Below are 22,012 nucleotides of genomic sequence, written 5' to 3' on the forward strand. Positions count from 1 at the left end.
GAAGGGGCACCGCTACCGCAAGCGAACCCCCGCAATGGCCATCGGGCTGAGCGGCCACGTCTGGACCTGGGAGGAATTCCTGACTCGGAGAATTCATCACTGACGAGTAGAGTCGCTACCTATAGATCCTTCGGCCTGCAATCTGTTGCGCAGACGCTGGTTACAGCGTGGCCGGCCTCAGGATGACGTCCGCCGGGTTGCAGCGTGAATGCACCGATTGATTCCGCGGATTTCGCATCAGCTGCAGGTGGGGCGGCCGTGCGGGAGTGGGAGGGTGCAGGTCTTCGTCGTCCCGTCCTGCGTGATCACCAGCGTGGCGGTGCTGCTGCCGTCGTAGGTGATGACCTCGCGCCCTGAACATTCCCCCGCTACTCTGGTGCAAACGTCCGCCGCACCGGAGCGGCGGGCCGCGCCGCACCCGACGAATCCAGCCGCATGCCGCTCCGCACCCCGCTCCCCGCCTCCGCGCTCGCCGCACTGCTGATCGCGGCGTGCGCCACGGCGTCCACCGTCAACCGCAGCGACGTCGAGTCCGGCCCATCGAACGAAGCGCAGCGCGGCGGCTTGCCCCCCGTACCGGCGCGGAGCGGGACGCTGGCGATCGACGTCGTCTATCCGGCCGAGGGCGCGGAGCTCACCGTCAGCAACAGCAACTTCATCTTCGGCAGCGTGGGCACCGGCGGCGCGCGGCTCACCATCAACGGCGCGCCCGTCGAGGTCGCCGCGAACGGCGCCTTCCTCGCCTTTCTCCCCGTCCCCCCGAACGGCGTGTACGAGCTCTCGGCCGTGGCCGAGGCGCGCGACGGGGGGCAGGCGCAGCGGCAGCAGGCGACGCTGCGCCGCACCGTCCGTGTGCCCGTGCGCCAGGAGCCGCCGTCCGCGGGCGGGCCGCTGGCCATCGTGCAGGGGAGCGTCACGCCGGCGGGGGGGATGACGGTGGTGGAGAACGAGCCGCTGACCGTGCGCTTCCGCGCCACGCCGGGCGCGCGGGCGCGGATCGTGTTCAGCGATGGCACCTCGGCCCCGCTGGTGGAGCGCCGCGCGAGCGAGCGCGTGGAGGGCTTCCAGCAGGACGTGACGCAGCGCCCGCGCGAGTTCTCGGAATACGCGGGCACCTTCCCCGCCTGGCAGTGGATCGCCGGCCCGGCGGGGACGCCGAACGCCACCGTCGCGCCGGTCGATCCGGGCGCGCGGAAGGGGCTGATCGAACTGGTGCGCGGCCAGGACACGCTGCGCATGCCGCTGCGGGTGAACGTGGGCGTGCTGGAGCCCGGCATCACGCGCCAGGCCGTCGCCGTGGCCACGCGCGAGGACAGCGTGGTGATCGGGCAGGCGGTGCCGGGGACGAACACGCCGTACCAGTGGTTCTTCCCCAGCGGCACCGTCTTCACCATCACCGGCGAGCGCGACGGGTTCTACCGCGCGCGGCTGACGCAGGACCTGTCGGTGTGGATCGACGCTCGCACGCTGCGCCTCCTCCCGGAGAACGCGCCCGCGCCGGCGGGGACGGTCGGCACCGTGCGCGTGGTCCCCGCGGCGGAGTGGATCGACCTGCGGCTCTCCACCTCGGACCGCCTGCCGTACCGCGTCACCGCCGACGGCAGCACCGTCGCCGTCGAGGTCTTCGGCGCGGCGACGCGGACCAACTGGGCGCACTACGGGCCGGAGGACGCGTTCGTGCGCCGCGTGTCGTGGGAGCAGCCGCGCAGCGACCTCTTCACCGCGCGGGTGGAGACGGCGGAGCCGGTGTGGGGATGGCGCAGCTTCTACGACGCGGGGGGCACGCTGGTGGTCCGCGTCCGCCGCCCGCCGCGCGTCGACCGCGAGCGCCCGCTGGCGGGGCGATTCATCGGCGTGGACGCGGGGCATCCCCCCGGCGGGGCGATCGGGCCCACGCGGCTGACCGAGGCCGAGGCGAATCTCGCCATCGCCAAGCGGCTGGTGCGTTTGCTGGAGGCGGCGGGCGCGCGCGTGCTGGAGACGCGGCCCGACACCGCCGCCGTCCCGCTCAATCTCCGTCCCGTCCTTGCGGAGCGTGCGAACGTGGAGCTGCTCGTCTCCATCCACAACAACGCGTTCCCCGACGGGGTGAACCCGTTCACCAATGCGGGGACCACGGCGTTCTACAACGCGCCGCAGTCGCTGGAGCTCGCGCGGGGACTGCAGCGCGAGCTGATCGGCGAGCTGGGGCTGCGCGACCTGGGGATCGCGCGCGCCGACCTGGCGCTGGTGCGTGCGACGTGGTTCCCCTCGACGCTGACGGAGACGATGTTCCTGATGGTGCCGCAGCAGGAGGCCGCGCTGCGCGACCCCGCGGTGCAGGAGCGCATCGCCCGGGCGCACTTCCGGGCGATCGAGGCGTTCTTCCGCAGCCGGGCAAGATAGTGCCCAGTGCCCAGTTCGCGGGGGACAGCCTGATCCCGATCACCCTCCCCCCAGTCGGTTTTGGGGGGAGGGAGCGCGAAGCGCGGGGAGGGGGGCCTCCGCGCCGGGCGGGCAGGGAATTCGCCTCCGGCGCCGCTGCTTCGGGTGAGCTCGAAATCGCCTCGAAGCGCAGGCGATGGGCGGGTCGGAGCGGGTGAGAAGAGGGTGGCGGGGATGGACATCGCGACCGCGGGGATGAAACTTTGAGCGCTCCGGGCGCGTAGCCTTCACCCGAACGACCCGATGTGGGAACTGATCCTCATCCTCTTCGTCGTGGCCTGGCTCACCCGCTGGACCGCGGCCGGCTGGGCCAACCGCGGCACCCCCCAGCTGGAGGCGCAGCACACCGCCGAGCTGGCGCGGCTGCGCGAGGAGGTGGATGCGCTCACCGCCCAAGTGGTGCGCCTGCAGGACGAGCAGTCGTTCATGATGCGCCTCCTCACGGACGGCCGGCAGGGCGGCGACGAAGCCGCGCTGCCGGCGCCGGAGGCGGAACCCGACCTTCCGACGACGAACCCGGAGACCCATGGTCACGCGTGAAGACGTGGAGAGCTACCTGCTGCGCGCGGGGCTGGACCACGAAGAGATCAGCGAGGGGATGTGGCTGGTGCGCGCCGGCGCGCCCGACGCCGGCATCGTCATCCACCTGTCGCCGCCGCTGCTGGTGTTCCGCATGAAGGTGATGGACCTGCCGGGCGACGAGCAGCGCTGCGCCGGCCTCTTCCGCCGCCTGCTGGAGCTGAACGCCACCGACCTGGTGCACGCCGCCTACGCGCTGGAGGAGGGCGACGTGATCCTCAGCGAGTCGCTGGAGGTGGAGAACCTGGACTTCAACGAGTTCCAGGCCACCCTCGACTCGTTCCAGATGGCGCTCGCGCAGCACCTGGAGGCGCTTGCCGAGTTCCGCGACTGCGCCCCGGCCCAGGCCTGAACCGAAAGAAACGGAAATGGGACTCTTCGATCGTTTCTCGACGATGCTCAGGTCGAACATCAACGACCTGATCGCCCGGGCCGAGAACCCGGAAAAGATGCTCAACCAGGTGATCGAGGACATGCGCGGCCAGCTTGCCCGGGCAAGGCAGGAGGTCGCGGTGGCCATCGCCGATGCCGCCAAGCTGAAGAAGCAGGCGGATGACGAGCAGAAGCAGGCGGAAGACTGGGAGCAGCGCGCCATGCTGGCCATCCGCCAGGGGCGCGACGACCTGGCCCGCCAGGCGCTGATGCGCCACCAGGAGCACGCCCAGCGCGCGCACGAGCTGTTCGCCACCTGGCAGCGCCACCAGGAAGACACCGACCGGCTGCGCGACGCGCTGCGGCAGCTGAACGAGAAGATCCAGGAGGCGCAGCGCAAGAAGAACCTGCTGATCGCCAAGCAGCGGCGCGCGCAGGCGCAGCGGCGCATCCACGAGACGATGTCGGGCCTCAGCGACTCGTCGGCGTTCGAGGCGTTCGACCGCATGGCCGAGCGCATCGAGCAGAACGAGCGGATGGCGCTGGCCGCCGCCTCGGTCACCGAGGAGCTGACCGGCGACCAGCTGGAGCGCGACTTCAAGGCGCTCGAGGCCGGCTCCGGCACCGACGTGGACTACAAGCTGCTGGAGATGAAGCAGAAGATGGGGATCCTCCCCGCGCCCGCCGCCGCCGAGCCGCGCGCCCTGGGCGCCGGCGAGCAGGCGCCGGCGCAGCCGCAGCCCGCGGCGGCCGCGGCGTCGTCCGCCGGCGCCGCGCCGGGCGGGACGGGGAACGGCACGCCCGCCACGCAGCAGCCCATCCCCATGCCCGCCGGCGGCCCGCCCATCCACGAGGCCGAGCTGCTGGAGGAGTTCGAGGCGCTCGAGGAAGAGGAGCGCGGCCGCGCCTGATCTCCATCGCGATCGAGAACACAGGAGCCCCTCGCCGCGTGGACGCGGCGGGGGGCTTCGAACGTCTGCGACGGTGCGAAGATGCAACCGATCGTCCGGCCGCGGCTGTGGCCCCCTCCCCCCGGCCCCCTCCCCCGCTTCGCAGGGGCGGGGGGGAACTCAGCGTGGCGAGATGCTACTCCTCGGGTGGGCCGTCGATCTGGAACTGGATCTCCCAGCGAATGCGCTCCAGCACGCGAGGGAGATCGTTCTCCACTTCCTCGTTGCGGAAGCGAACGATGCGAATCTCGCGCAGCGCCAGCATCTCGCTTCGTTCGGCGTCGCGCTCGCGTTGGCTGTCGTGCACCGCGCCGTCGACCTCGATGCCGAGCTTGTGCTGTGGTGCGTAGAAGTCGAGGATGAACCTGCCCACCGCGTGCTGCAGGCGGAAGCTGATCCCATCCAGCGCGCCTCTGCGTATCGCCTTCCACAGCATCGTTTCCGCGGGCGTCATCTCCTTCCGCATCGTGCGCGCGGCGTCGCGGATCGTCCGCGTGGCTGCACGCCAGCGTGGTTTCTTCTCCATCGCCAGTCTCGCAATCGAAGTGCTCCCCTCCCCTGCGAAGCGGGGGAGGGGCCGGGGGAGGGGGCCACAGCCGGGGCAGCACGAATGTCGGCCGGTCACTAGGAAACCAGACGCTAGTGAGTCCGATTGCAAGTGTCAAGTACTTAATTTTGCGGTAGATACGGTGTTCTCCCGGTGGCGCGAAGGGAATTCCGGACACGCGGATTGCGCCAGCGCCGGATCACGTTGGGCCAAGCTGGAAGGGCATCGCGATCGTCCGCCGCGGCTTCCATGCGCGCGCCGGGGACGATAGGTTTCGCGTGTCCGCCGCTCCCACGCACACGGTAGGCTCCATGCCCGCGCGACACCCGTCGGAAACGCCCTCGCCCTACAGCGTGCTGATCGCCACGATCTTCGCGATCCTGCTGCTGCTGTTCGTGTACAGCGTGGCCGACGTGCTGCTGATGGTGTTCGTGGCCGCGCTCTTCTCGCTGTACCTGGGCGGCATCGCCGACTTCCTGCAGGCGCGGATGAACATGCCGCGCGGGGTGGGGCTGGCCTGCGCGGTCCTCTTCACCGTGCTGCTGGCCACGGGGATCGGCTTCCTGGTCGTCCCCCCGGTGCTGCAGCAGACGCAGGAGCTGGTGACTGCGCTCCCCAACGAGATCACGGGGTGGACCGCCAGCCTGCAGGGGCTGGTGAACCGCTACCCGATCCTGGCCTCGATCATCCATCCCGACGAGGTGGCGCGGCAGCTTTCGGGGATCGTGGGGAGCGCGTCGAAGGTCGTTCCCGCCGTGCTCAACTTCCTGCACGCGTTCATCGACCTCTCCGGCATCCTGGTGATGGGGATCTACCTGGCCTCGCGCCCGGAGGTGTACCGCGAGGGGGTGATCGCGCTGGCGCCGCCGGTGCACCGCGAGCTGGTGCGCGACATCCTGCTCGACCTCAAGCGCAGCCTGCGCGCGTGGATCGGCGGGCAGATGATCGCCATGTTCTTCCTGGGCGTGCTCACCTGGATCGGCCTGGAGCTCCTCGACGTCCCGTTCTCGCTGGCCTTCGGCGTGTTCACGGGCGTGGCCGTGCTGGTGCCGTTCTTCGGCTCGCTCCTTTCCACCATCCTGCCCGCCATCCTGGTGGTGGGGCAGGGGGGGATCGTGCAGGCGCTGCTGGTGGTGCTCCTCGGCGTGGTGATCCACGTGATCGAGGGGAACATCATCCACCCCATCGTGATGGAGCGGCGGGTGCACCTGCCGCCGGTGCTCTCCATCACCAGCGTGCTGGTGATGGGCGAGCTGCTGGGCTTCATCGGCCTCCTCGTCGCCGTTCCCGTGCTGGCCACGACGATGGTGATCGTGCGCCGCATCTACATCCACCGCCTGCTCGAGGGGAAGGGCTTCCGCCGCTTCGTCCGCGACGCGCCCACGGAGATCCGTCTCCCCGAAGGCGTGCTCCGGGTCGACCCGGCGGTGGTCAGCATCCCCGCGATCCTCGAGGAGGCGGGCGCGGCACCAAGGTAAAGAAAGTCCTAAGTCCTGGGTCCTAAGTCCTAAGTGGTCTGTCACTTAGGACTTGGGACTCAGGACTTGGGACCCAGGACTTCCGACCAACCCACGAACGACATGCTCGACGCTCAGGACGCGCTTTCCGGCTACCGCTACCTGGTGCTGGCCGAGGGGCTTTTCGGGCCGCAGACGAGCAAGACGGCCAACAGCGCCGTGCGCTACCTTCCCGACCGCGTGCTGGCCGTGGTCGACTCGCGCCACGCCGGGAAGACGGTGGGCGAGATCCTCGGCTTCGGTGGTGCCATCCCCGTGCTGCGGACGGTGGAGGAGGGGCTGGGGATGGGCGCCACGGCGCTGCTGATCGGCATCGCGCCGCAGGGCGGGCAGCTGCCGGAGAGCTGGCGGCCGATGCTGCACGCGGCCATCGACGCGGGGCTCGACGTGGTCAGCGGCCTGCACTTCCACCTGTCGGACGATGACGAGCTGCGCGGGCGCGCGGCACGTCGCGGGGTGGCAATCCACGACCTGCGCAGGCCGCCGGCGGACCTCCCCGTCTCCACCGGGCAGGCGCGGCTGGTGGACGCGCTGGTGGTGCACACCGTGGGGACGGACTGCAACATCGGGAAGATGACGGCGGCGCTGCAGATCCGCGACGCGCTGGCGGCGCGCGGCACGCGGGTGGGCTTCGCCGCCACCGGGCAGACGGGGATCCTGATCGAGGGGTGGGGGATCTCGGTGGACGCGGTGGTGGCCGACTTCGTGGGCGGCGCGTCGGAGCGGCTGGTGCTGCGCGCGGCGGAGGGGAACGACGTGGTGCTGGTGGAGGGGCAGGGCTCTCTCGTGCACCCCGGCTACTCGGGGGTCACGCTGGGGCTGCTGCACGGGTCGATGCCCGACGCGATGATCCTCTGCCACCAGCCGTCGCGCCAGTGCCCGTGGAACGCCGCGCGCAAGTACGACTGGATGCGGCTTCCCACCGTGCCGGAGATGATCCGCATCTGCGAAGGCGCCATCGCCCCGCTCCGCGAGAGCCGGGTGATCGGGATCGCGCTGAACACCTGGGACCTGACCGACGACCAGGCGCGCGACGAGGCGCGGAAGCTGGAGGAGCTCACCGGCCTCCCCACCACCGACCCGGTGCGCTTCGACCCGTCGCCCCTCGCCGACGCGATCCTCGCCGCGGTCGAGCGGAAGCGCGCCGCGCGGAGGGAGATGGCGGCGGCGTGACGCGGATCAACGCTCGGGCTCCGATCTGATTCTCGCCAGGGCTGCCATTGCTTGGGCGCGAGTCACTGTCGGGAACGAACGGAGGAAATCGTCGAGCGTGTCTCCGGCACTGATGTAATCGAGCAGGTTCTGCAACGGAACGCGGGTGCCGACGAACACCGGTGTTCCGCCGAGGATGTCGGGATCGCGGTGAATCACGCCCTCAAGATCCATCTCCTCCTCCTTCGATTCTGAACCGCCTCGCCGAGGCTCGAGGCGCGGCGGTTCGCGTTGTATCCCCATCTCGATCTCATATCAGAGCATCCGGCGCGTGGTGAGGGTGACTTCGCGCGGGGCGGTGCCGCGGCGCAGGGAGAGGCGGACCTGCTTCCCGTCCACCCTGAACATCTCGCGGATGCGCTCCAGGTCGCCGGAACGGGCGGGGCGGCCGTCGACGGCGAGCAGCGTGTCTCCGGCGGCGACGCCCGCGCGCTCGGCGGGGCTGGCGGCGATCACGTAGTCCACCGTCACCGGCTGGCCGGGCGTGGCGCCGAGGCGCATCCCGCTCATCTCCACCTCGTACGGCGCGTCGAAACCGGGCGCCGCCTCGAAGATCACCCGCGAGCGCGCGTAGTCCAGGATCATCTTCGTGCGGCGGAAGACCGGCGCGCCCACGGTACCGTCCGACATCGTGCTGCCGAAGAATCCCTCCCGCCGCTCCGCCAGTCCCACCGTCGGCTGCGATACGTGGAGGCCGCCCACGTCCAGCGCGCCGAGCCGCGCGATGCGGCCGACCATGGTTCCACCCACACCGGTCCCGATCGGCGCGGTGATGCCGCCCGTCACGGCCAGGAGATCGTGCTCCGCCACGAACGGCGCCGACAGCCGCACCGCCAGCCCGCCCGAGCCCAGGTCCAGCAGCAGCCGCGCGGAGATCGGCGCGGCGCCGCTCGGGGTGACGGTGGCCCGCACCATCGGGATCCGCAGGTCGAGCGTGACGGGCACCTGCACGCCGTGGCCGCCGTACTCGTATCCCACGGGCTCGTACAGGCGCAGCCGCCGCGCGGGGTAGTCGATCTCCATCACGTACTTGCGGATGAAGTCGAAGCCCAGCGTGCCGCGGACGTACGAGCCGTGGGCGCGCGAGACCGGCCCGAGCGGCACCAGCGCCACGTTCACGTCGCGCATCTCCAGCGGCCCCACGCGGATGGACGCGGCCTGCCCGATCGAGATCTGCACATCGGCCGAACCCTGCGCGCGCCCCGCTCCACGCGCCGCGACGCCGGCGGCGGACTGCGCCCACTCCGCGTCCAGTGACGACACGCTGGAGCCCGTGTCGAGAATGAGCCGCCCCGCGACGCCGTTCACCGTCGCTTCCAGCACGATGTGGTCGCCGAGCAGCTCGAACGGGATCTCCGCCACCGGGCTGGTGACGGGGATGGGAGATGCGATCGCGGCGCTGCCCAGGGGCGCGTGAGCAAGCGTGGCGGCGAGGATCGCGGTGGTGCCGGCGAGTGGCGTGCGCATGGGGGATGTCCGGGCGTGGGGAGATGTGAATCAGCGTTCGCATTTCTAAGATGCGAATTTTGGTTCGCATCTGTCAAGCATCCCGCAGTAGGTAGATGCGCGAACCGCCGCATCCGATGCCCGGACGCGGCGGTTCGCGTATCTCCTGCTGTCGCCTGTTCCCTATCCCTTATCCCCCTACCACTGGATGGTGCCCTGCTTCGACGTGTCGACGTGCTCGGTGTCGCCGCTGCCGAAGAAGAACTCCTGCGTCTGGTCGGTGAGAAACTTGCGGGCCTCGGGGTCGCGCAGGTTCAGGCCGTAGTGGTTGATGAGCGCGGTCTGCCGCTGCAGCCAGACGTTCCAGCAGTCCTGGCACACCTCCGCCTGGATCTTCTTCCCCAGGTCGCTGTTGAACGGCGGCCAGGCGAGCCCCGGCTTCGTCTCCCCGCAGCGCACGCACGTGACGTCGGCCATATCTTTCGTCTCCCACTGATTTCGTAAGTTGTGCGCACCGTGCGCGGCGGCGGAATATACCCGCCCGCGCAACCCGCGTACAACCCGCACGATGCGAGCCGAATGAGCGACCCCATCCCCGCGCGCCTGAGCGACGACGGCCGCACCGCCACCTGGAACCCGGCCATGACGCGCGCCGCGCACGTCGTCCTCCGCGTGCGCCTGGCCGACGGCACGGCCGACGAGCGCCGCTCGATGAACAGCGGCCGCGCGAAGGTGCGCGAGGGCGAGCGCATCGAGGCGGTGATCGCGGGGGAGTAGCACATCGGGACTAATATCGCGACGGGCGGCTGAAGCCGCGGCTGGAACATTGGAAAGCCTCGCAAACCGCGCGAGGCTTCATTCAACTGCATGCCGAGGAGGTGGCGCCGCAGTGGGCCGACGTTCGCGGGGAGGTCGCGTCTGCAGCCTGCGCAGCAGGCTTCCCAATGTTCCAGCCGCGGGTTTACCCGCCCGTCGATCCGTTGATCGCCGGCGCAATCCGATCGCCCTTGCAAACCGTACTCTGGCGGAAAGCACCGTTTGTTCCTACCCTGTTTACTTGGATTGATGCGCGCCCTTTTCCGTCCCGCCCCGAGTACCGCCTTCCGCCCCGCCCCGGCCACGCCGATGATCCGATCCACGGAGCACCTGGAGCTCCTGAACGAGATCGCCCGCATCGCCACCACGGACCTGGCGCTGCGTCCCATGCTGCAGCGCATCACCGACGCGCTGGCGCGCAGCTTCGCGTGCGAGTTCGTGGCGTGCGTCTCCATCGACCACGCGCGCCGCCGCTTCGTGTGCGAGGCGCTGTCGTCGTCGTCGCCCACCGACGTGTACGTGGGGTACGGGCGCGAGCTGGGGAGCGGCGTGGTGGGCGAGGTGGCGCTCACCGGCCGCGCCATCGTGCTCGACGACGTGAGCACGCACGCCAACTACGTCGACACGCTCCCCGGAACGCGCGCGGAGCTGTGCGTGCCCGTGCGCCACCAGGGCGAGACGGTGGCGCTGCTGAACCTGGAGAGTCCGCGCCCCGGCGCCTTCCGCGACCAGCTGCCGCTGCTGGAGACGGTGGCCGAGCAGGTGGCCGGCGCCATCGCCAGCGCGCGGCTGCACGAGGAGCTGCAGCGCCGCGCCCGGCTGCTGGAGATGGTGGGCGAGGTCACCCGCGCCGCCATGGACGCGGGCGAGCTGGGGCTGCTCCTGCGGCGCGTGGTCACCTACGTGTACGAGCGCTTCCCCCTGGTGCTGACGACGATCCTCCTGGCCGACCTGGAAGCGGGGGAGATCAGCGGGACGGCGTACGCCGGCAGCGTCTCGGGGAAGGTGCGCCGCGGCAGCCGCTGGCCCATGACCCACGGCGTGGTGGGCCGCGCGATGCGCTCGGGCGAGCCGCAGCTGGTGCTGGACGTGGCGGCCGACCCCGACTACGTGCGCGCCAACGACGCCGTGGTGGCCGAGTACGCGGTGCCGATCCGCTACCGCGACCGGATGCTGGGCGTGCTGAACCTGGAGAGCGCCAGCGCCGAGGTGTTCAGCCCCGAGAACCAGGTGGTGTTCCGCACCATCGCCGGGCAGGTGGCGGGCGCCATCCACATGGCCAGCGTGAACCAGGAGCTGGAGGAGGCCAACGAGCGGCTGCTGGAGGCCAACCGCCGCCTCGAGCGCCTGTCGCAGCTGGACTCGCTGACCGAGATCGCCAACCGCCGCGTGTTCGACGAGGCGCTGGCCACCGAGTGGCGCCGCTGCGGCCGCGGCGAGACGCCGCTGTCGCTGGTGATGGTGGACGTCGACTGCTTCAAGGACTACAACGACCGCTTCGGCCACCGCCGCGGCGACGAGTCGCTCCGCCTGGTGGCCCACGCGCTGCGCGACGCCGCGAACCGCGCCGGCGACCTGGTGGCGCGCTACGGCGGCGAGGAGTTCGGCCTGCTCCTTCCCGGGATGGACGCGGAGCACGCCTACGCCTTCGCCGAGACGCTGCGGGCGCGGGTGGAGGCGCTCGGCATCCCGCACCCCACCTCGTGCGTGGCGCCGGTGGTGACGATCAGCGCCGGCGCCGCCTCGCTGGTCCCGCGCAAGGAGCTGTCGCGCGGCGCGCTGGTGGAGGCCGCCGACCGGGCCCTCTATCGCGCCAAGCGCCGCGGCCGCAACCGCGTCGTGGTGGGGTAAAATCCAAAAGAAAAAGATTATGGCTCACGCAGAGTCAGCAGAGTCAGCAGAGAACCGCGGCTGTTCCTCTGCTGACTCTGCTGACTCTGCGTGAGACTTTCTGTTTCGATATCGCGGTGAGAGAGGTTCGATTTGTGCGGCGGGTGCGGCTTTCGGAGTCCTCCGCTCACACGCGACGAACGGGTAGATGCAGGGAAGTGCGGACGCCGCGCGGCTCTTCGCGGGCGAGGGGGAGATGCGCGCGCTGTACCGCGAGAAGGACTGGGCGGCCACGCCGCTCGGCCCCGTGGAGGCGTGGCCCGCCGCGCTGCGCGTGGCGGTGGGGATCACGCTACGCTCGGCGTTTCCGGGGATCGTGCTGTGGGGGCCGGAGCTGGTGCAGCTGTACAACGACGGCTACATCCAGTTCATGGGGGTCAAGCACCCGTGGGGGCTGGGGATCGCCAACCGCGAGTGCTGGCCGGAGGTGTGGGAGTTCAACGAGCCCATCTTCCGCCGCGTGCTCGCGGGCGAGACCGTCTACCTCGAGGACCAGCTCTACCGCCTGCACCGCCGCGGCCTCGACCAGCCGCCCGACGACGTCTTCATCACCCTCTGCATCAGCCCGGCGGTGGACGAGCAGGGGGAAGTCCGCGGCATCACCATCACCCTGATCGACACCACCGACCAGGTGCTGGGGCGCCGCTCGCAGGACGCGCTGGCCGCCAGCGAGGCGCGCTTCCGCAACGTGCTGGAGCAGGCGCCCATCGCGGTGGCGGTGATGGAGGGGCCGGAGCACGTCTTCACGCTGGTGAGCCCGCGCTACGCGGTGACACCGGGCGCGGGACGCCGTCTCGTCGGGCTCCCCGTGCGCGAGGCGTTCCCGGAGATCGAGGAGCAGGGGCTGCCGGCGATCATCGACCGCGTCTACCAGACGGGCGAGCCGTACTTCGCCGCCGAGCGCCGGGTGTGGCTGGACCGCGACCGCGACGGGCTGGTGGAGGAGTACTTCTTCGACGTGGGCTACCAGCCGCTGCGCGACACCTCGGGGGAGGTGTACGCGGTGGCCAGCGTGGCGGCGGACGTCACCGCGCAGGTGCGGGCGCGGCTGGAGGTGGAGGCGCACCGCCGCGACGCCGAGCGCGCGCGCCAGCACCTGACGCGCACCTTCGAGCAGGCGCCCGTGCCCATCGCCGTGCTCGAGGGGCCCGAGCACGTGTTCACGCTGGCCAACCCCCCGTACCGCGCGCTGGTGGGCGGGCGGGAGCTCGACGGCCGCCCGGTGCGCGAGGCGTTCCCCGAGCTGGCGGACGAGGGGATCTTCGAGCTGCTCGACCGCGTCTATGCGTCCGGCGAGGCGTTCGTGGCCGACGAGCTCGAGGTGCCGCTGCAGCGCCGCCCCGGCGCCGAGCTCGAGGAGCGCGTCCTCAACTTCGTCTACCAGCCGCTGCGCGACGCCGAGGGCGCGGTGTACGCGATCTCCGCCGTCGCGATCGACGTGACCGACCAGGTGCGGGGGCGGGAGATGGCCGAGGCGGCCAACCGCGCCAAGGCCGAGTTCCTGGCCAGCATGAGCCACGAGCTGCGCACGCCGCTGAACGCCATCGCGGGATACGCCGACCTGCTGCTGATGGGGCTGCGCGGCGAGCTGGCGCCCGACGCGCGCGCCGACGTGGAGCGGATGCGCCGCAGCGGCCAGCACCTGCTGTCGCTGATCAACGACATCCTGAACTTCGCGCGGATCGAGGCGGGGCAGCTGAGCTATCAGCTGGAGCGCGTTCCCGTGGCCGGGCTGCTGGCGGACCTGGAGGTGCTGGTGGCGCCGCAGGTGGCGCAGCGCCGGCTCGCGTACCAGTCGCGGCGCGGCGAGGGCGGGCTGTCGGTGCACGCGGACGAGGAGAAGACGCGGCAGATCCTGCTCAACCTGGTCACCAACGCCATCAAGTTCACCGAGCCGGGCGGGTCGATCCGCGTCTCGTACCACCGCGCGGATCGTGGCGTGCGCATCTCGGTGAGCGACACCGGGCGCGGGATCCCGCCGGAGCAGCAGGAGCGCATCTTCGACCCCTTCGTGCAAGTGGACCGCCATCTCACGGTCGAGAGCCAGCAGGGCGTGGGGCTGGGCCTCGCCATCAGCCGCGACCTGGCGCGCGGGATGGGCGGCGACCTGGGCGTCCGCAGCACCCCCGGCGAGGGGAGCACCTTCACCCTCTGGCTCCCCGCCCACGTAGAGACGAAGGGGGAGGATGCGATGGCGGAGGCGGCCGCGGCGGGATCGTGATCGGAGATGACGGGGGGGGAGGGCGCGGGATGAATGCGGAGGAATGCGCGGAGAATGCGAGTAAACTCGCGGCTACAACTACACACAGTCCGCCTTCGCGGACTTCATCGGATGCAGGACGAACGCGCGGGGCGCCGGGAAGAGATCCCCGGCGCCCGCGTCGTCGATTCCCTCCGTCGATCGCCTCAGCCCTGCGGGCGCGGCGGCTGGGGCGGCGCGGCGTCTCCGCCCCGGCCGGGGGCGCGGCCGTCCATCGGGGGCGGGGCGCCGCCGGGGCCGCCGGGATGGCCGCCGCGGCCGATCATCTCCCACGCGCGCGCCTGCTGGTCGGCGGTGAGCACGGCCAGCGCGTCGCGGAGGTCGGTGCGCGCCTGCTCGCGCATCTGCTCGTGCTGCTGGCGCATGCGCGCGAGGTCGGCGTCGCTCGGGCGCTGCTGCGGAGGTGCCGCCGGGCGCTGCGACTCGCGGCGCTCTGCCGCGCGCCGGGCGATGGCGGCCAGGCGCACCACCTGCGCGTCGCTCAGGCGCAGCTCGCCGGTGTGGCCGAGCAGGAAGTCGGCGGCGGGCGGCGGGCCGGGCGGCATCCCCGGGGGCGGGCCGCCGGGCAGGTCGCCGCCGCCGGGGGCACCCATCGGGCCCTGCGCGGCCAGCGTGGCTGCGCCGAGCGTCATCGCCAGCGCGGCCAGGAGCACGGATCGTCTCATCGTCATCATCTCCCGCAATCGTCGGTGGAATCCTCGCAGGCCGATCCATCCGCCTGCCGTACACGTGGACAGCGGCAGCCGCGGCGCGATTCCATCTCCCGATGAGCGAGGGATCAGGACCGATGAGCGAGTGAGATTCGGGAAGGAGCACCTGACCGGCAGCAATCCCGGAAACCGAGCCGCAACCTCTCCCCGCGCTGAGGTCTCCCCCTCCCCCAGTCGGTTTTGGGGGAGGGGGCGGGGGGAGAGGGCCTCCGCGCCGGGCGGGCAGGATCTCCGTTCAAGCGGTGAGGCCAGTTCGAGTCTCGATCACCCCTCTCCATCCCCATCTCCCTTTGTCTCCCCATCATCACCCGCACTCAGCACTCAGTACTGAGGTGTGGACCCCGGCTTGCAACTCGACCGCGCCCGGACCGCGGACGAGGAGCGAGGGGTGATCGAGGATCTCTGGTACAAGAACGCCGTCATCTACAGCCTGTCGCTGGAGACGTTCATGGACGGCAACGGCGACGGCTGCGGCGACTTCGAGGGGCTGATGCGGCGGCTGGACTACCTGGAGTCGCTGGGGATTGACGCCATCTGGCTGGGGCCGTTCCAGCCCTCGCCCAACCTCGACAACGGCTACGACATCTCCGACTTCTACGGCGTGGACCCGCGCTTCGGCTCGCCGGGCGACTTCGTGGAGTTCATGAGCCGCGCGGAAAGCCGCGGCATCCGCGTGCTGATGGACCTGGTGGTCAACCACACCTCCGACCGCCACCCCTGGTTCCAGGAGGCGCGCCGCGACCCGCAGTCGCATCACCACGACTGGTACGTGTGGTCGAAGCGGCGGCCGAAGGACTGGAACCAGGGGATGGTGTTCCCCGGCGTCCAGAAGTCCACCTGGACGAAGGACGACGAGGCGGGAGAGTACTATTATCACCGCTTCTACGAATTCCAGCCGGACCTGAACATGGACAACCCCGAGGTCCGCACCGAGGTGCGGCGGATCATGGGGTACTGGCTGCAGCTGGGCGTCTCCGGGTTCCGCGTCGACGCCGTGCCGTTCATCCTCGAGGGCTCGCCCGACGGGAAGGGCGGGAGGCCGCCGCTGCACTTCGACTATCTCCAGCAGATGCGCTCGTTCCTGCAGTGGCGCACCTCGGGCGCCATCATGCTGGGCGAGGCCAACGTCCTGCCGAAGGAGAACAAGCGGTACTTCGGGAAGTCGGGCGACGGCATCCACATGATGTTCAACTTCTTCGTCAACCAGCACCTGTTCTACGCGCTGGCCAGCGGCGACGCGCGCCCGCTGGTGGACGCGCTGAAGGCCACGCGCGACCTGCCACCCACCGGGCAGTGGGCGCAGTTCCTCCGCAACCACGACGAGCTCGATCTGGGGAGATTGACGGAGGAGCAGCGCGGGCTCGTGCTCGAGCGCTTCGGGCCCGAGCCCGAGATGCAGCTGTACGGGCGCGGGATCCGCCGGCGGCTGGCGTCGATGCTGGGCGAGCGCGCGCACCTGGAGCTGGCGTACTCGCTGATGTTCTCGCTGCCGGGGACGCCCGTGCTGCGCTACGGCGACGAGATCGGGATGGGCGAGGACCTGCGGCAGAAGGAGCGCGATGCGGTGCGCACGCCCATGCACTGGTCGCGCGAGCGCAACGCGGGCTTCTCCACCGCCGAGCGCATCGTGCGCCCGGTAATCGACCAGGGGCCGTACAGTTGCGACCACGTGAACGTCGAGGCGCAGCGCCGCGACCCCGAATCGCTGCTCAACTGGACCGTGCGGATGATCCGGCTGCGCAAGGAGTGCCCGGAGATCGGGTGGGGGTCGTGGCGGATCCTTCCCGCCGGCTCGCCGGGCGTGCTGGCGATGTGCTACGAGTGGCGGGGAAACGCGGTCGTCGTCCTCCACAACTTCGACCGGCGGCCGCGCGAGGCGCGCTTCCGGGTGGGCGCCGAGGGCGGCGAGCACCTGGCCAACCTGCTGCAGCAAGAGGAGATGCACGCCGACGAGCGCGGCGTGCACCACGTGGCCCTGGAGGCGTACGGCTACCGCTGGTACCGCGTGGGCGGCCTGGGCTACGCGCTGCGCGCCCACCGCGACAGCGGCGCCGGCGTGGCGTGGTGAGGGGACAGGGGGACAGGCGTCGTCCAGCAGGTAAGCGGCGTCGGTGGGCGAGCTTGCATGCCGTCGGCACGAGCGCTGCGAAGCGAGCTGACGTCATCGTGGGGCCGGCCAAACCGTCCTCTCGTCGTGGACGATGACGGCAGGCCGAAGGATCTATCGCCGCGGTATGCGCGGCCGTCGGCGGATCGGCCTCGGACGGTGTCGCAACCCGGGATCGCGGGACACTTCCCGATGTCATCCTGGGGGAGGCGCCGCGCAGTACTCGCGGCCACACCCGGATTTCGGCGCCGACCGAAGGATCTACTCGTCCTGCACGGACGTCCGCGTGTCAGGACGGAATTCCGGGCGGCGTCGGCAAGATCCTTCGGGCGCGGCAAGTGGCGGTGAGCACGAGAGTTCCGCGCCCGCGCCCTCAGGATGACACCGATGGGTGTCCCGCAGGTAACACCCTCTCAGAACGTCGGGCGGGCGTACGGTGCAGATCAACCGCTGCCCGGAGGCACGTCCGGCAGCGAGATCCCCAGCAGCCAGTCGTAGATGCGGGCGTCGCGGTAGGCGTGGGTGGCGGAGCCGACGTGGTCCTGCCCCTCGTCCTCGACGATGCGCGAGCCGTGCGGCGATTCGCCCGCGGCGGGATGGAGGCGGAGCGCGTCGACGAAGGTGGACTTGAGCCGCCGCGCGACGCCCCCGATGGAGAGCCAGACCGGGCGCCCGGGGTCCATTCGCGGCACGCGCGTGGGATCGACGGCCCAGAGCGCGGCCCAGGCGTCCGGCTGCTCCGGCGCCAGGTCGAACACGCCGTTGGCGCCGAAGCTGAAGCCGGTGAGGTACGTCCGCCGCGCGTCGCCGCCGTATTCGCGGCGCACGGCACGGACGATCCGCAGCACGTCGTCGGCGTGGCGGAGCCAGAGGTCGCCCTGCTGCGGAAGCTGCGGGGCCACGACGATGAACTCGCGCGTGGCGGCCGGCGCGCTCTCGTCTCGCAGCGGCCCGTGGCGGGTGACGGCGGCGCGGATCTCGGCCGGCGCGCCCTCGTCGTAGCCGTGCAGGAAGCAGAGCACCGGCCGCGGCCCCGCGTCTCTGCCGCCCGGAAGGGAGACGAGAGTTCGCAGCGGCCCGGATTCCACGATCTCGATCGCCATCATCCCCCTTGTCCCGACAACGAAATCCCGCGCGGAGACGGCGAGGAGCCTTGGACGGGAGGCTGATCCTCCGCTCCTCTCCATCTCCGCGCGGGGACGATCTACCGGCTCACCACGCGCACGCCGCAGCCCAGTGGGAGCGGCGCCGCCACCCCTCTCCATCCACCCGATCGTGCTGCGGATCTTCCCTCTCCATGATCCCCGCCCGATCCTCCGCGTCTTCACGGGACGTGGGGGGCAGGGGCTGCAAGGACCGGTTCCAACGCGGAGCAGTTGGGTGTTTGGAGGGATACACTGCTGTAGCGGGAAGAATCGGGCGGACGGCCAGGTGAGAGCATGGCGGAGGCGGCCGGCGCCGCCCCCGCCGGGGCGATCAGCGCAGCCCGGCCCGGATCTGCTGCGCCACGCGCAGGTGCCCGGCCACGGCGTCGCGCTGCGCGATGAGCAGCTTCTCCATCCCCCCGCTGAGCCGGTTCTGCGCCAGCGTGCGCTCCAGCCGGTCGAGCGCGACCTGGTGCGCCGCCACCTGCCGGTCCATGTACGCCCGCTCGAACTCCGCGCCGGTCAGCTGCTGCAGGGTGACCAGGTCGGTCATTGCGTGCTCCGCCACGGGGCGGCTGTACGGGTTGCGCAGCAGCAGCTCGCTCAGCTCCGCCATCCCCGCCTGCGTCCGCACCTCGCGCGCGGTGAAGGCGTCCGCCGCCGCCCCCACCACCTCGGGCTCGGCGGGGTGAGGGCCGTACACCTCGCCCAGGTTGGTGCCCGCGGCGCCGGCCTGCGGCGCGTCGCCGGCCACCGCCCCCTGCGCGTCCGCCGACCCCGCCGGGTGCTCGGGGCTGGTGCCGATGCTCGCCGGCCCCAGGTTGGTGCCGGTGGTGCCGGTGCCCCCCTCGGGCATGCTGTTCAGCACGATCCCCTGCGCGTTGGTCGGCTCGCCCACGCCGGTGTAGGCCGCGCTGCCGGTGGCGATGGGGGTGCTGAAGCGGAGCCCCAGCCCCGCCGTGGCCATCCGCCGCTCGCGCTGCTCCAGCGCCCGGGAATGGTCGGCGACCATGTGGTCGGCGAAGGTGCGCACGGCCTCGGTGATGGCGCGGTCCTGGGCCAGCTGCGACTGCTCGATCTCGCCCGCGTCCACGGCGGCGAGGAATGCGTGGGCCGCCACGTCGGCCTGCAGCGGCGGATCGAGCGTCGCCATCCCGCGCGTTCCCGTACACGCCGCCGCGAGGAGGGCGAGCGCCGCCGCCCATCTCCACACCCTGGATCGTGCTGCCGGCATCCGTCCCTCCATCCTGCTGGTGATCGATCCTCGCCGGCCGCTCGCGTCGGTAGCGGGGGAGGAAATTATCGGTAGTATCAAAGGTAAGATTTTGCAGGATAATCACTTGGGATAAATTTGCCGTGCGTTTCCGGAGCTTGGCCCGGTCGGAGTCCGACGGGTGCGGCGCGCGAAAAACCCTCTCCCGTGACTGGGAGAGGGTTCGCGCTCGGGGATGCGAAGTGATACCGGCTGCCGCAATTGATTGTGCATCTCCGATCGGATGTCATTCCGAGCGGCGCCGCTGCTCCGAATCTTCAATCGTGCGGATGCCAGGCGGCGCCCGAGGAATCTGTGGCATGCGTCCGAGCGACAGGCGGCCTATGGCTCGGAAGCCGGCCACAGATTCCTCAGGCGCCACGGCTTTGGCATGGAGGACAGGGCGGTGCAGCGCCTTCGGAATGACATCCCTATTCCTGCCTCCAATGCACAGTTGATCTGGAGATTTGGTGTGATATGGTTCTCAGGGCGACGGCAGCCGCACCGCCAGGCGGACGCCGCGGCGTTCCGGCGCGACCGTCACCGTCGCCGCGTCGCGTGGCGCGTCTGCGTCTCGCCAGATGTCGCCGGTGATCATCGCGCCGATGCCGGCGCCCAGGATCATCCCGCCCGCGCCGCCGAGGAAGGTGGTCAGCGCCACGGTGCCCTCCGGGCAGTCGTCGTGGCAGAGCGCGCCGAGGGTCCCGCCGATCACCGCGCCGATGCCGAACCCGGCCGCGAGGCCGGTTCCCAGGTACCGCCGCCGGCCGTCGGGCACCTCGACGAGCCGCACCTGGTCGCGCGGGAGCGCCACGAGCGAGTCTCGCCCGCGGATCGTCACGGTGTCGGCCGTCAGGCGGGTGACGTCTCCCACCACGCGCGGGTGTCCCGTCGCGGTGATGCGGACGCGCCCGCTCTCCGGGATCGCCACCCGCTGCGCCTGGGCGGAGCCGGCAAGCGCGGCGGCGGCGGAGAAGGCGAGCGCGGACAAAATCCGTTTCATCGGCGTGACTCGTCGGCGGGAGAAGGGGATGGATCGTGGTCAGCGCGTCGTCACCCTCACGGCGACTGTCATGCCGCGCCAACTCGGCGCGGGGGTGATCCCGACGGCGGCGGGATGGTCCGCGAAGTCGGCCCAGCGCTCGCCGGTGACCAGCGCGCCGATCCCGGCCCCCAGGATCGTGCCGACGCCCGCGCCGACGGGGGTGGTGATGGCGGCGAAATCGTTCTGGCAGTCGCTGCCGGGACCGCAGCCGGCCACGGCGACCAGCGCGCCGCCGGTCGCGCCCGCGACGAGCCCGATCATCATCCCCGTCACCACGTGGCGGCGCCGCCCGGCGGGCACCTCCACGCGCCGCACCCGGTCGCGAGGGATGGCGACGAGCGAATCGGCCGTCCGCAGCATCACCGAGTCGGCGGTGGATTGCTGCACCGTCCCCACGAAGTGCCGCGCCTGCCAGCGCGAGGTGGTGATGCGCACGCGCCCGCTGTCGGGCATCTCCACCCGCTGCGCCTCCGCGGAGGTGTCCGCGATCGAGCCGGCGATGGCGATGCAGGCGAGCGATAGGAGAACGGTCGGTCTCATCGATACGATTCCAAAGGCATGAACGTCATTCGGCGCCATCGAGCCGAATGATGCTCCGCGCCCGGCGCACGCGCCAGACAATCGCACTTCCGCACTTCCGCACTTTCGCACCCTCGCACTTTCGCACCCTCGCACTTTCGCACTCGATCTCCCGATCCGTACCTTCCGCCGCATGGAATACACGACCCTCGGCGCCACCGGCGTCACCGTTTCGCGCATCTGCCTGGGATGCATGAGCTACGGCAGCAGCCAGTCGCGGCCGTGGATCCTCGACCCCGACGACGCGATGCCCTTCTTCCGGTGCGCGGTGGAGGCGGGGGTCAACTTCTTCGACACCGCCGACATGTACTCGCGCGGCGCCAGCGAGGAGGTCACCGGCCGCGCGCTGCGCGAGTACGCGCGCATGGACGAGGTGGTGCTGGCGACGAAGGTGTTCTACCCGATGGGCGAGGGGCCGAACCTGGGCGGCCTGTCGCGCAAGCACGTGGTGCAGGGGTGCGAGGCGTCGCTGCGGCGGCTGGGGGTGGAGACGATCGACCTCTACCAGATCCACCGCTTCGACGCGAGCACGCCGATCGAGGAGACGCTGGCCGCGCTCGACCACCTGGTGCACGCGGGGAAGGTGCGCTACATCGGCGCCAGCAGCGGGTGGGCGTGGCAGATGGCGCAGGCGCTGTCGGCCAGCGAGCGCAACGGCTGGGCGCGCTTCGTCTCCATGCAGAACCACTACAACCTCGTGTACCGCGAGGAGGAGCGGGAGATGATCCCGCTCTGCCGTGCCGAGGATGTGGCGGTGATCCCGTGGAGCCCGCTCGCGCGCGGGCTGCTGGCCGGCGGCCGCGCGTCGCTCGACGACCGCCAGTCGACCGCGCGCGCGGCCAGCGACGCGTACGGCCACGGGCTCTACACCGATCCCAACGACTGGGAGATCGTGGAGGCGGTGCGCGGCGTTGCGGCGGAGCGGGGGATCACCATGGCCGAGGTGTCGCTGGCGTGGCTCCTCTCCAAGCCGTACGTCACCGCGCCCATCGTCGGCGCCACCAAGCTCCCGCACCTCGACGCCGCCATCCGCACCGTCGACGTCCGGCTGACGGAGGACGAGATCGCCCGCCTCGAGGCGCCCTACCGTCCCCATGCAGTCCGCGGGCACGAATAAGCCTCACGCAGAGGGCGCAGAGGTCGCAGAGAGCTTCCCGCCCT

The 22,012-nt window shown here is 71.0% G+C and carries 20 protein-coding genes; 11 read left to right on the plus strand and 9 right to left on the minus strand.

Annotation, left to right across the window (positions count from 1 at the left end; genetic code table 11):
- Positions 1-435 precede the first annotated feature (435 nt).
- From VF092_03370 to VF092_03385, 4 genes are all read left to right on the plus strand, one after another.
- On the plus strand, positions 436-2,385 hold the full coding sequence (locus VF092_03370) for an N-acetylmuramoyl-L-alanine amidase (protein HEX6746330.1): 1,950 nt from the start codon (positions 436-438) through the stop codon (positions 2,383-2,385).
- 282 nt (positions 2,386-2,667) lie between these two features.
- Positions 2,668-2,964, plus strand: a complete 297-nt coding sequence (locus tag VF092_03375) for a hypothetical protein (GenBank protein HEX6746331.1) — start codon at positions 2,668-2,670, stop codon at positions 2,962-2,964.
- Entirely contained in the window at positions 2,951-3,355 is a 405-nt protein-coding gene (locus VF092_03380; GenBank protein ID HEX6746332.1) for a YbjN domain-containing protein, read from the plus strand. The genes VF092_03375 and VF092_03380 overlap by 14 nt, the downstream gene beginning before the upstream one ends.
- Positions 3,356-3,371: 16 nt before the next feature.
- Positions 3,372-4,286, plus strand: coding sequence for a PspA/IM30 family protein (locus tag VF092_03385; protein HEX6746333.1), 915 nt, complete (start codon positions 3,372-3,374; stop codon positions 4,284-4,286).
- Between the two features lie 175 nt (positions 4,287-4,461).
- Here VF092_03385 and VF092_03390 read toward each other — a convergent pair whose 3' ends face one another.
- Entirely contained in the window at positions 4,462-4,851 is a 390-nt protein-coding gene (locus VF092_03390) for a DUF559 domain-containing protein (protein HEX6746334.1), read from the minus strand.
- A 332-nt stretch (positions 4,852-5,183) separates the two neighbouring features.
- On the opposite strand from VF092_03390, the gene VF092_03395 reads away from it, so the two are divergent.
- Positions 5,184-6,350: an AI-2E family transporter gene (locus tag VF092_03395; protein HEX6746335.1), complete on the plus strand. Its 1,167-nt coding sequence runs from the start codon at positions 5,184-5,186 to the stop codon at positions 6,348-6,350.
- Between the two features lie 102 nt (positions 6,351-6,452).
- Positions 6,453-7,562, plus strand: a complete 1,110-nt coding sequence (locus tag VF092_03400; protein HEX6746336.1) for a DUF1611 domain-containing protein — start codon at positions 6,453-6,455, stop codon at positions 7,560-7,562.
- A 6-nt stretch (positions 7,563-7,568) separates the two neighbouring features.
- Here VF092_03400 and VF092_03405 read toward each other — a convergent pair whose 3' ends face one another.
- From VF092_03405 to VF092_03415, 3 genes are all read right to left on the minus strand, one after another.
- On the minus strand, positions 7,569-7,775 hold the full coding sequence (locus tag VF092_03405; protein HEX6746337.1) for a DUF433 domain-containing protein: 207 nt from the start codon (positions 7,773-7,775) through the stop codon (positions 7,569-7,571).
- Between the two features lie 81 nt (positions 7,776-7,856).
- A complete protein-coding gene (locus VF092_03410) occupies positions 7,857-9,068 on the minus strand; it encodes an aspartyl protease family protein (protein ID HEX6746338.1) in 1,212 nt (403 codons plus the stop codon).
- A 177-nt stretch (positions 9,069-9,245) separates the two neighbouring features.
- A complete protein-coding gene (locus VF092_03415; protein ID HEX6746339.1) occupies positions 9,246-9,524 on the minus strand; it encodes an oxidative damage protection protein in 279 nt (92 codons plus the stop codon).
- A 102-nt stretch (positions 9,525-9,626) separates the two neighbouring features.
- On the opposite strand from VF092_03415, the gene VF092_03420 reads away from it, so the two are divergent.
- The 3 genes from VF092_03420 (at position 9,627) to VF092_03430 (ending at position 13,974) form a co-directional block, all read left to right on the plus strand.
- Positions 9,627-9,824 carry a hypothetical protein gene (locus tag VF092_03420; protein HEX6746340.1) on the plus strand — a complete coding sequence of 66 codons (198 nt, stop codon included), beginning with the start codon at positions 9,627-9,629 and terminating at the stop codon, positions 9,822-9,824.
- 348 nt (positions 9,825-10,172) lie between these two features.
- Positions 10,173-11,714 carry a diguanylate cyclase gene (locus tag VF092_03425; protein HEX6746341.1) on the plus strand — a complete coding sequence of 514 codons (1,542 nt, stop codon included), beginning with the start codon at positions 10,173-10,175 and terminating at the stop codon, positions 11,712-11,714.
- 187 nt (positions 11,715-11,901) lie between these two features.
- Positions 11,902-13,974: a PAS domain-containing sensor histidine kinase gene (locus VF092_03430; protein HEX6746342.1), complete on the plus strand. Its 2,073-nt coding sequence runs from the start codon at positions 11,902-11,904 to the stop codon at positions 13,972-13,974.
- A 185-nt stretch (positions 13,975-14,159) separates the two neighbouring features.
- Here the strand turns inward: VF092_03430 and VF092_03435 are convergent, their stop codons facing one another.
- Positions 14,160-14,678 carry a hypothetical protein gene (locus VF092_03435; GenBank protein HEX6746343.1) on the minus strand — a complete coding sequence of 173 codons (519 nt, stop codon included), beginning with the start codon at positions 14,676-14,678 and terminating at the stop codon, positions 14,160-14,162.
- 433 nt (positions 14,679-15,111) lie between these two features.
- On the opposite strand from VF092_03435, the gene VF092_03440 reads away from it, so the two are divergent.
- Positions 15,112-16,791, plus strand: coding sequence for an alpha-amylase family protein (locus VF092_03440; GenBank protein HEX6746344.1), 1,680 nt, complete (start codon positions 15,112-15,114; stop codon positions 16,789-16,791).
- A gap of 482 nt (positions 16,792-17,273) precedes the next feature.
- Here the strand turns inward: VF092_03440 and VF092_03445 are convergent, their stop codons facing one another.
- The 4 genes from VF092_03445 to VF092_03460 form a co-directional block, all read right to left on the minus strand.
- A complete protein-coding gene (locus tag VF092_03445) occupies positions 17,274-17,933 on the minus strand; it encodes a hypothetical protein (protein HEX6746345.1) in 660 nt (219 codons plus the stop codon).
- A gap of 373 nt (positions 17,934-18,306) precedes the next feature.
- Positions 18,307-19,209, minus strand: a complete 903-nt coding sequence (locus VF092_03450; protein ID HEX6746346.1) for a DUF4142 domain-containing protein — start codon at positions 19,207-19,209, stop codon at positions 18,307-18,309.
- 502 nt (positions 19,210-19,711) lie between these two features.
- Positions 19,712-20,230 carry a hypothetical protein gene (locus VF092_03455; protein HEX6746347.1) on the minus strand — a complete coding sequence of 173 codons (519 nt, stop codon included), beginning with the start codon at positions 20,228-20,230 and terminating at the stop codon, positions 19,712-19,714.
- A 39-nt stretch (positions 20,231-20,269) separates the two neighbouring features.
- The gene (locus VF092_03460; protein HEX6746348.1) at positions 20,270-20,812 is read right to left on the minus strand and encodes a hypothetical protein; all 543 of its coding nucleotides are present in this window, start codon (positions 20,810-20,812) and stop codon (positions 20,270-20,272) included.
- Positions 20,813-20,984: 172 nt separating this feature from the next.
- On the opposite strand from VF092_03460, the gene VF092_03465 reads away from it, so the two are divergent.
- Complete coding sequence (locus VF092_03465) at positions 20,985-21,968, plus strand: aldo/keto reductase (GenBank protein ID HEX6746349.1); 984 nt, start codon at positions 20,985-20,987, stop codon at positions 21,966-21,968.
- Positions 21,969-22,012 lie beyond the last annotated feature (44 nt).

Source organism: Longimicrobium sp., assembly GCA_036377595.1.
Taxonomy (GTDB): Bacteria; Gemmatimonadota; Gemmatimonadetes; order Longimicrobiales; family Longimicrobiaceae; genus Longimicrobium.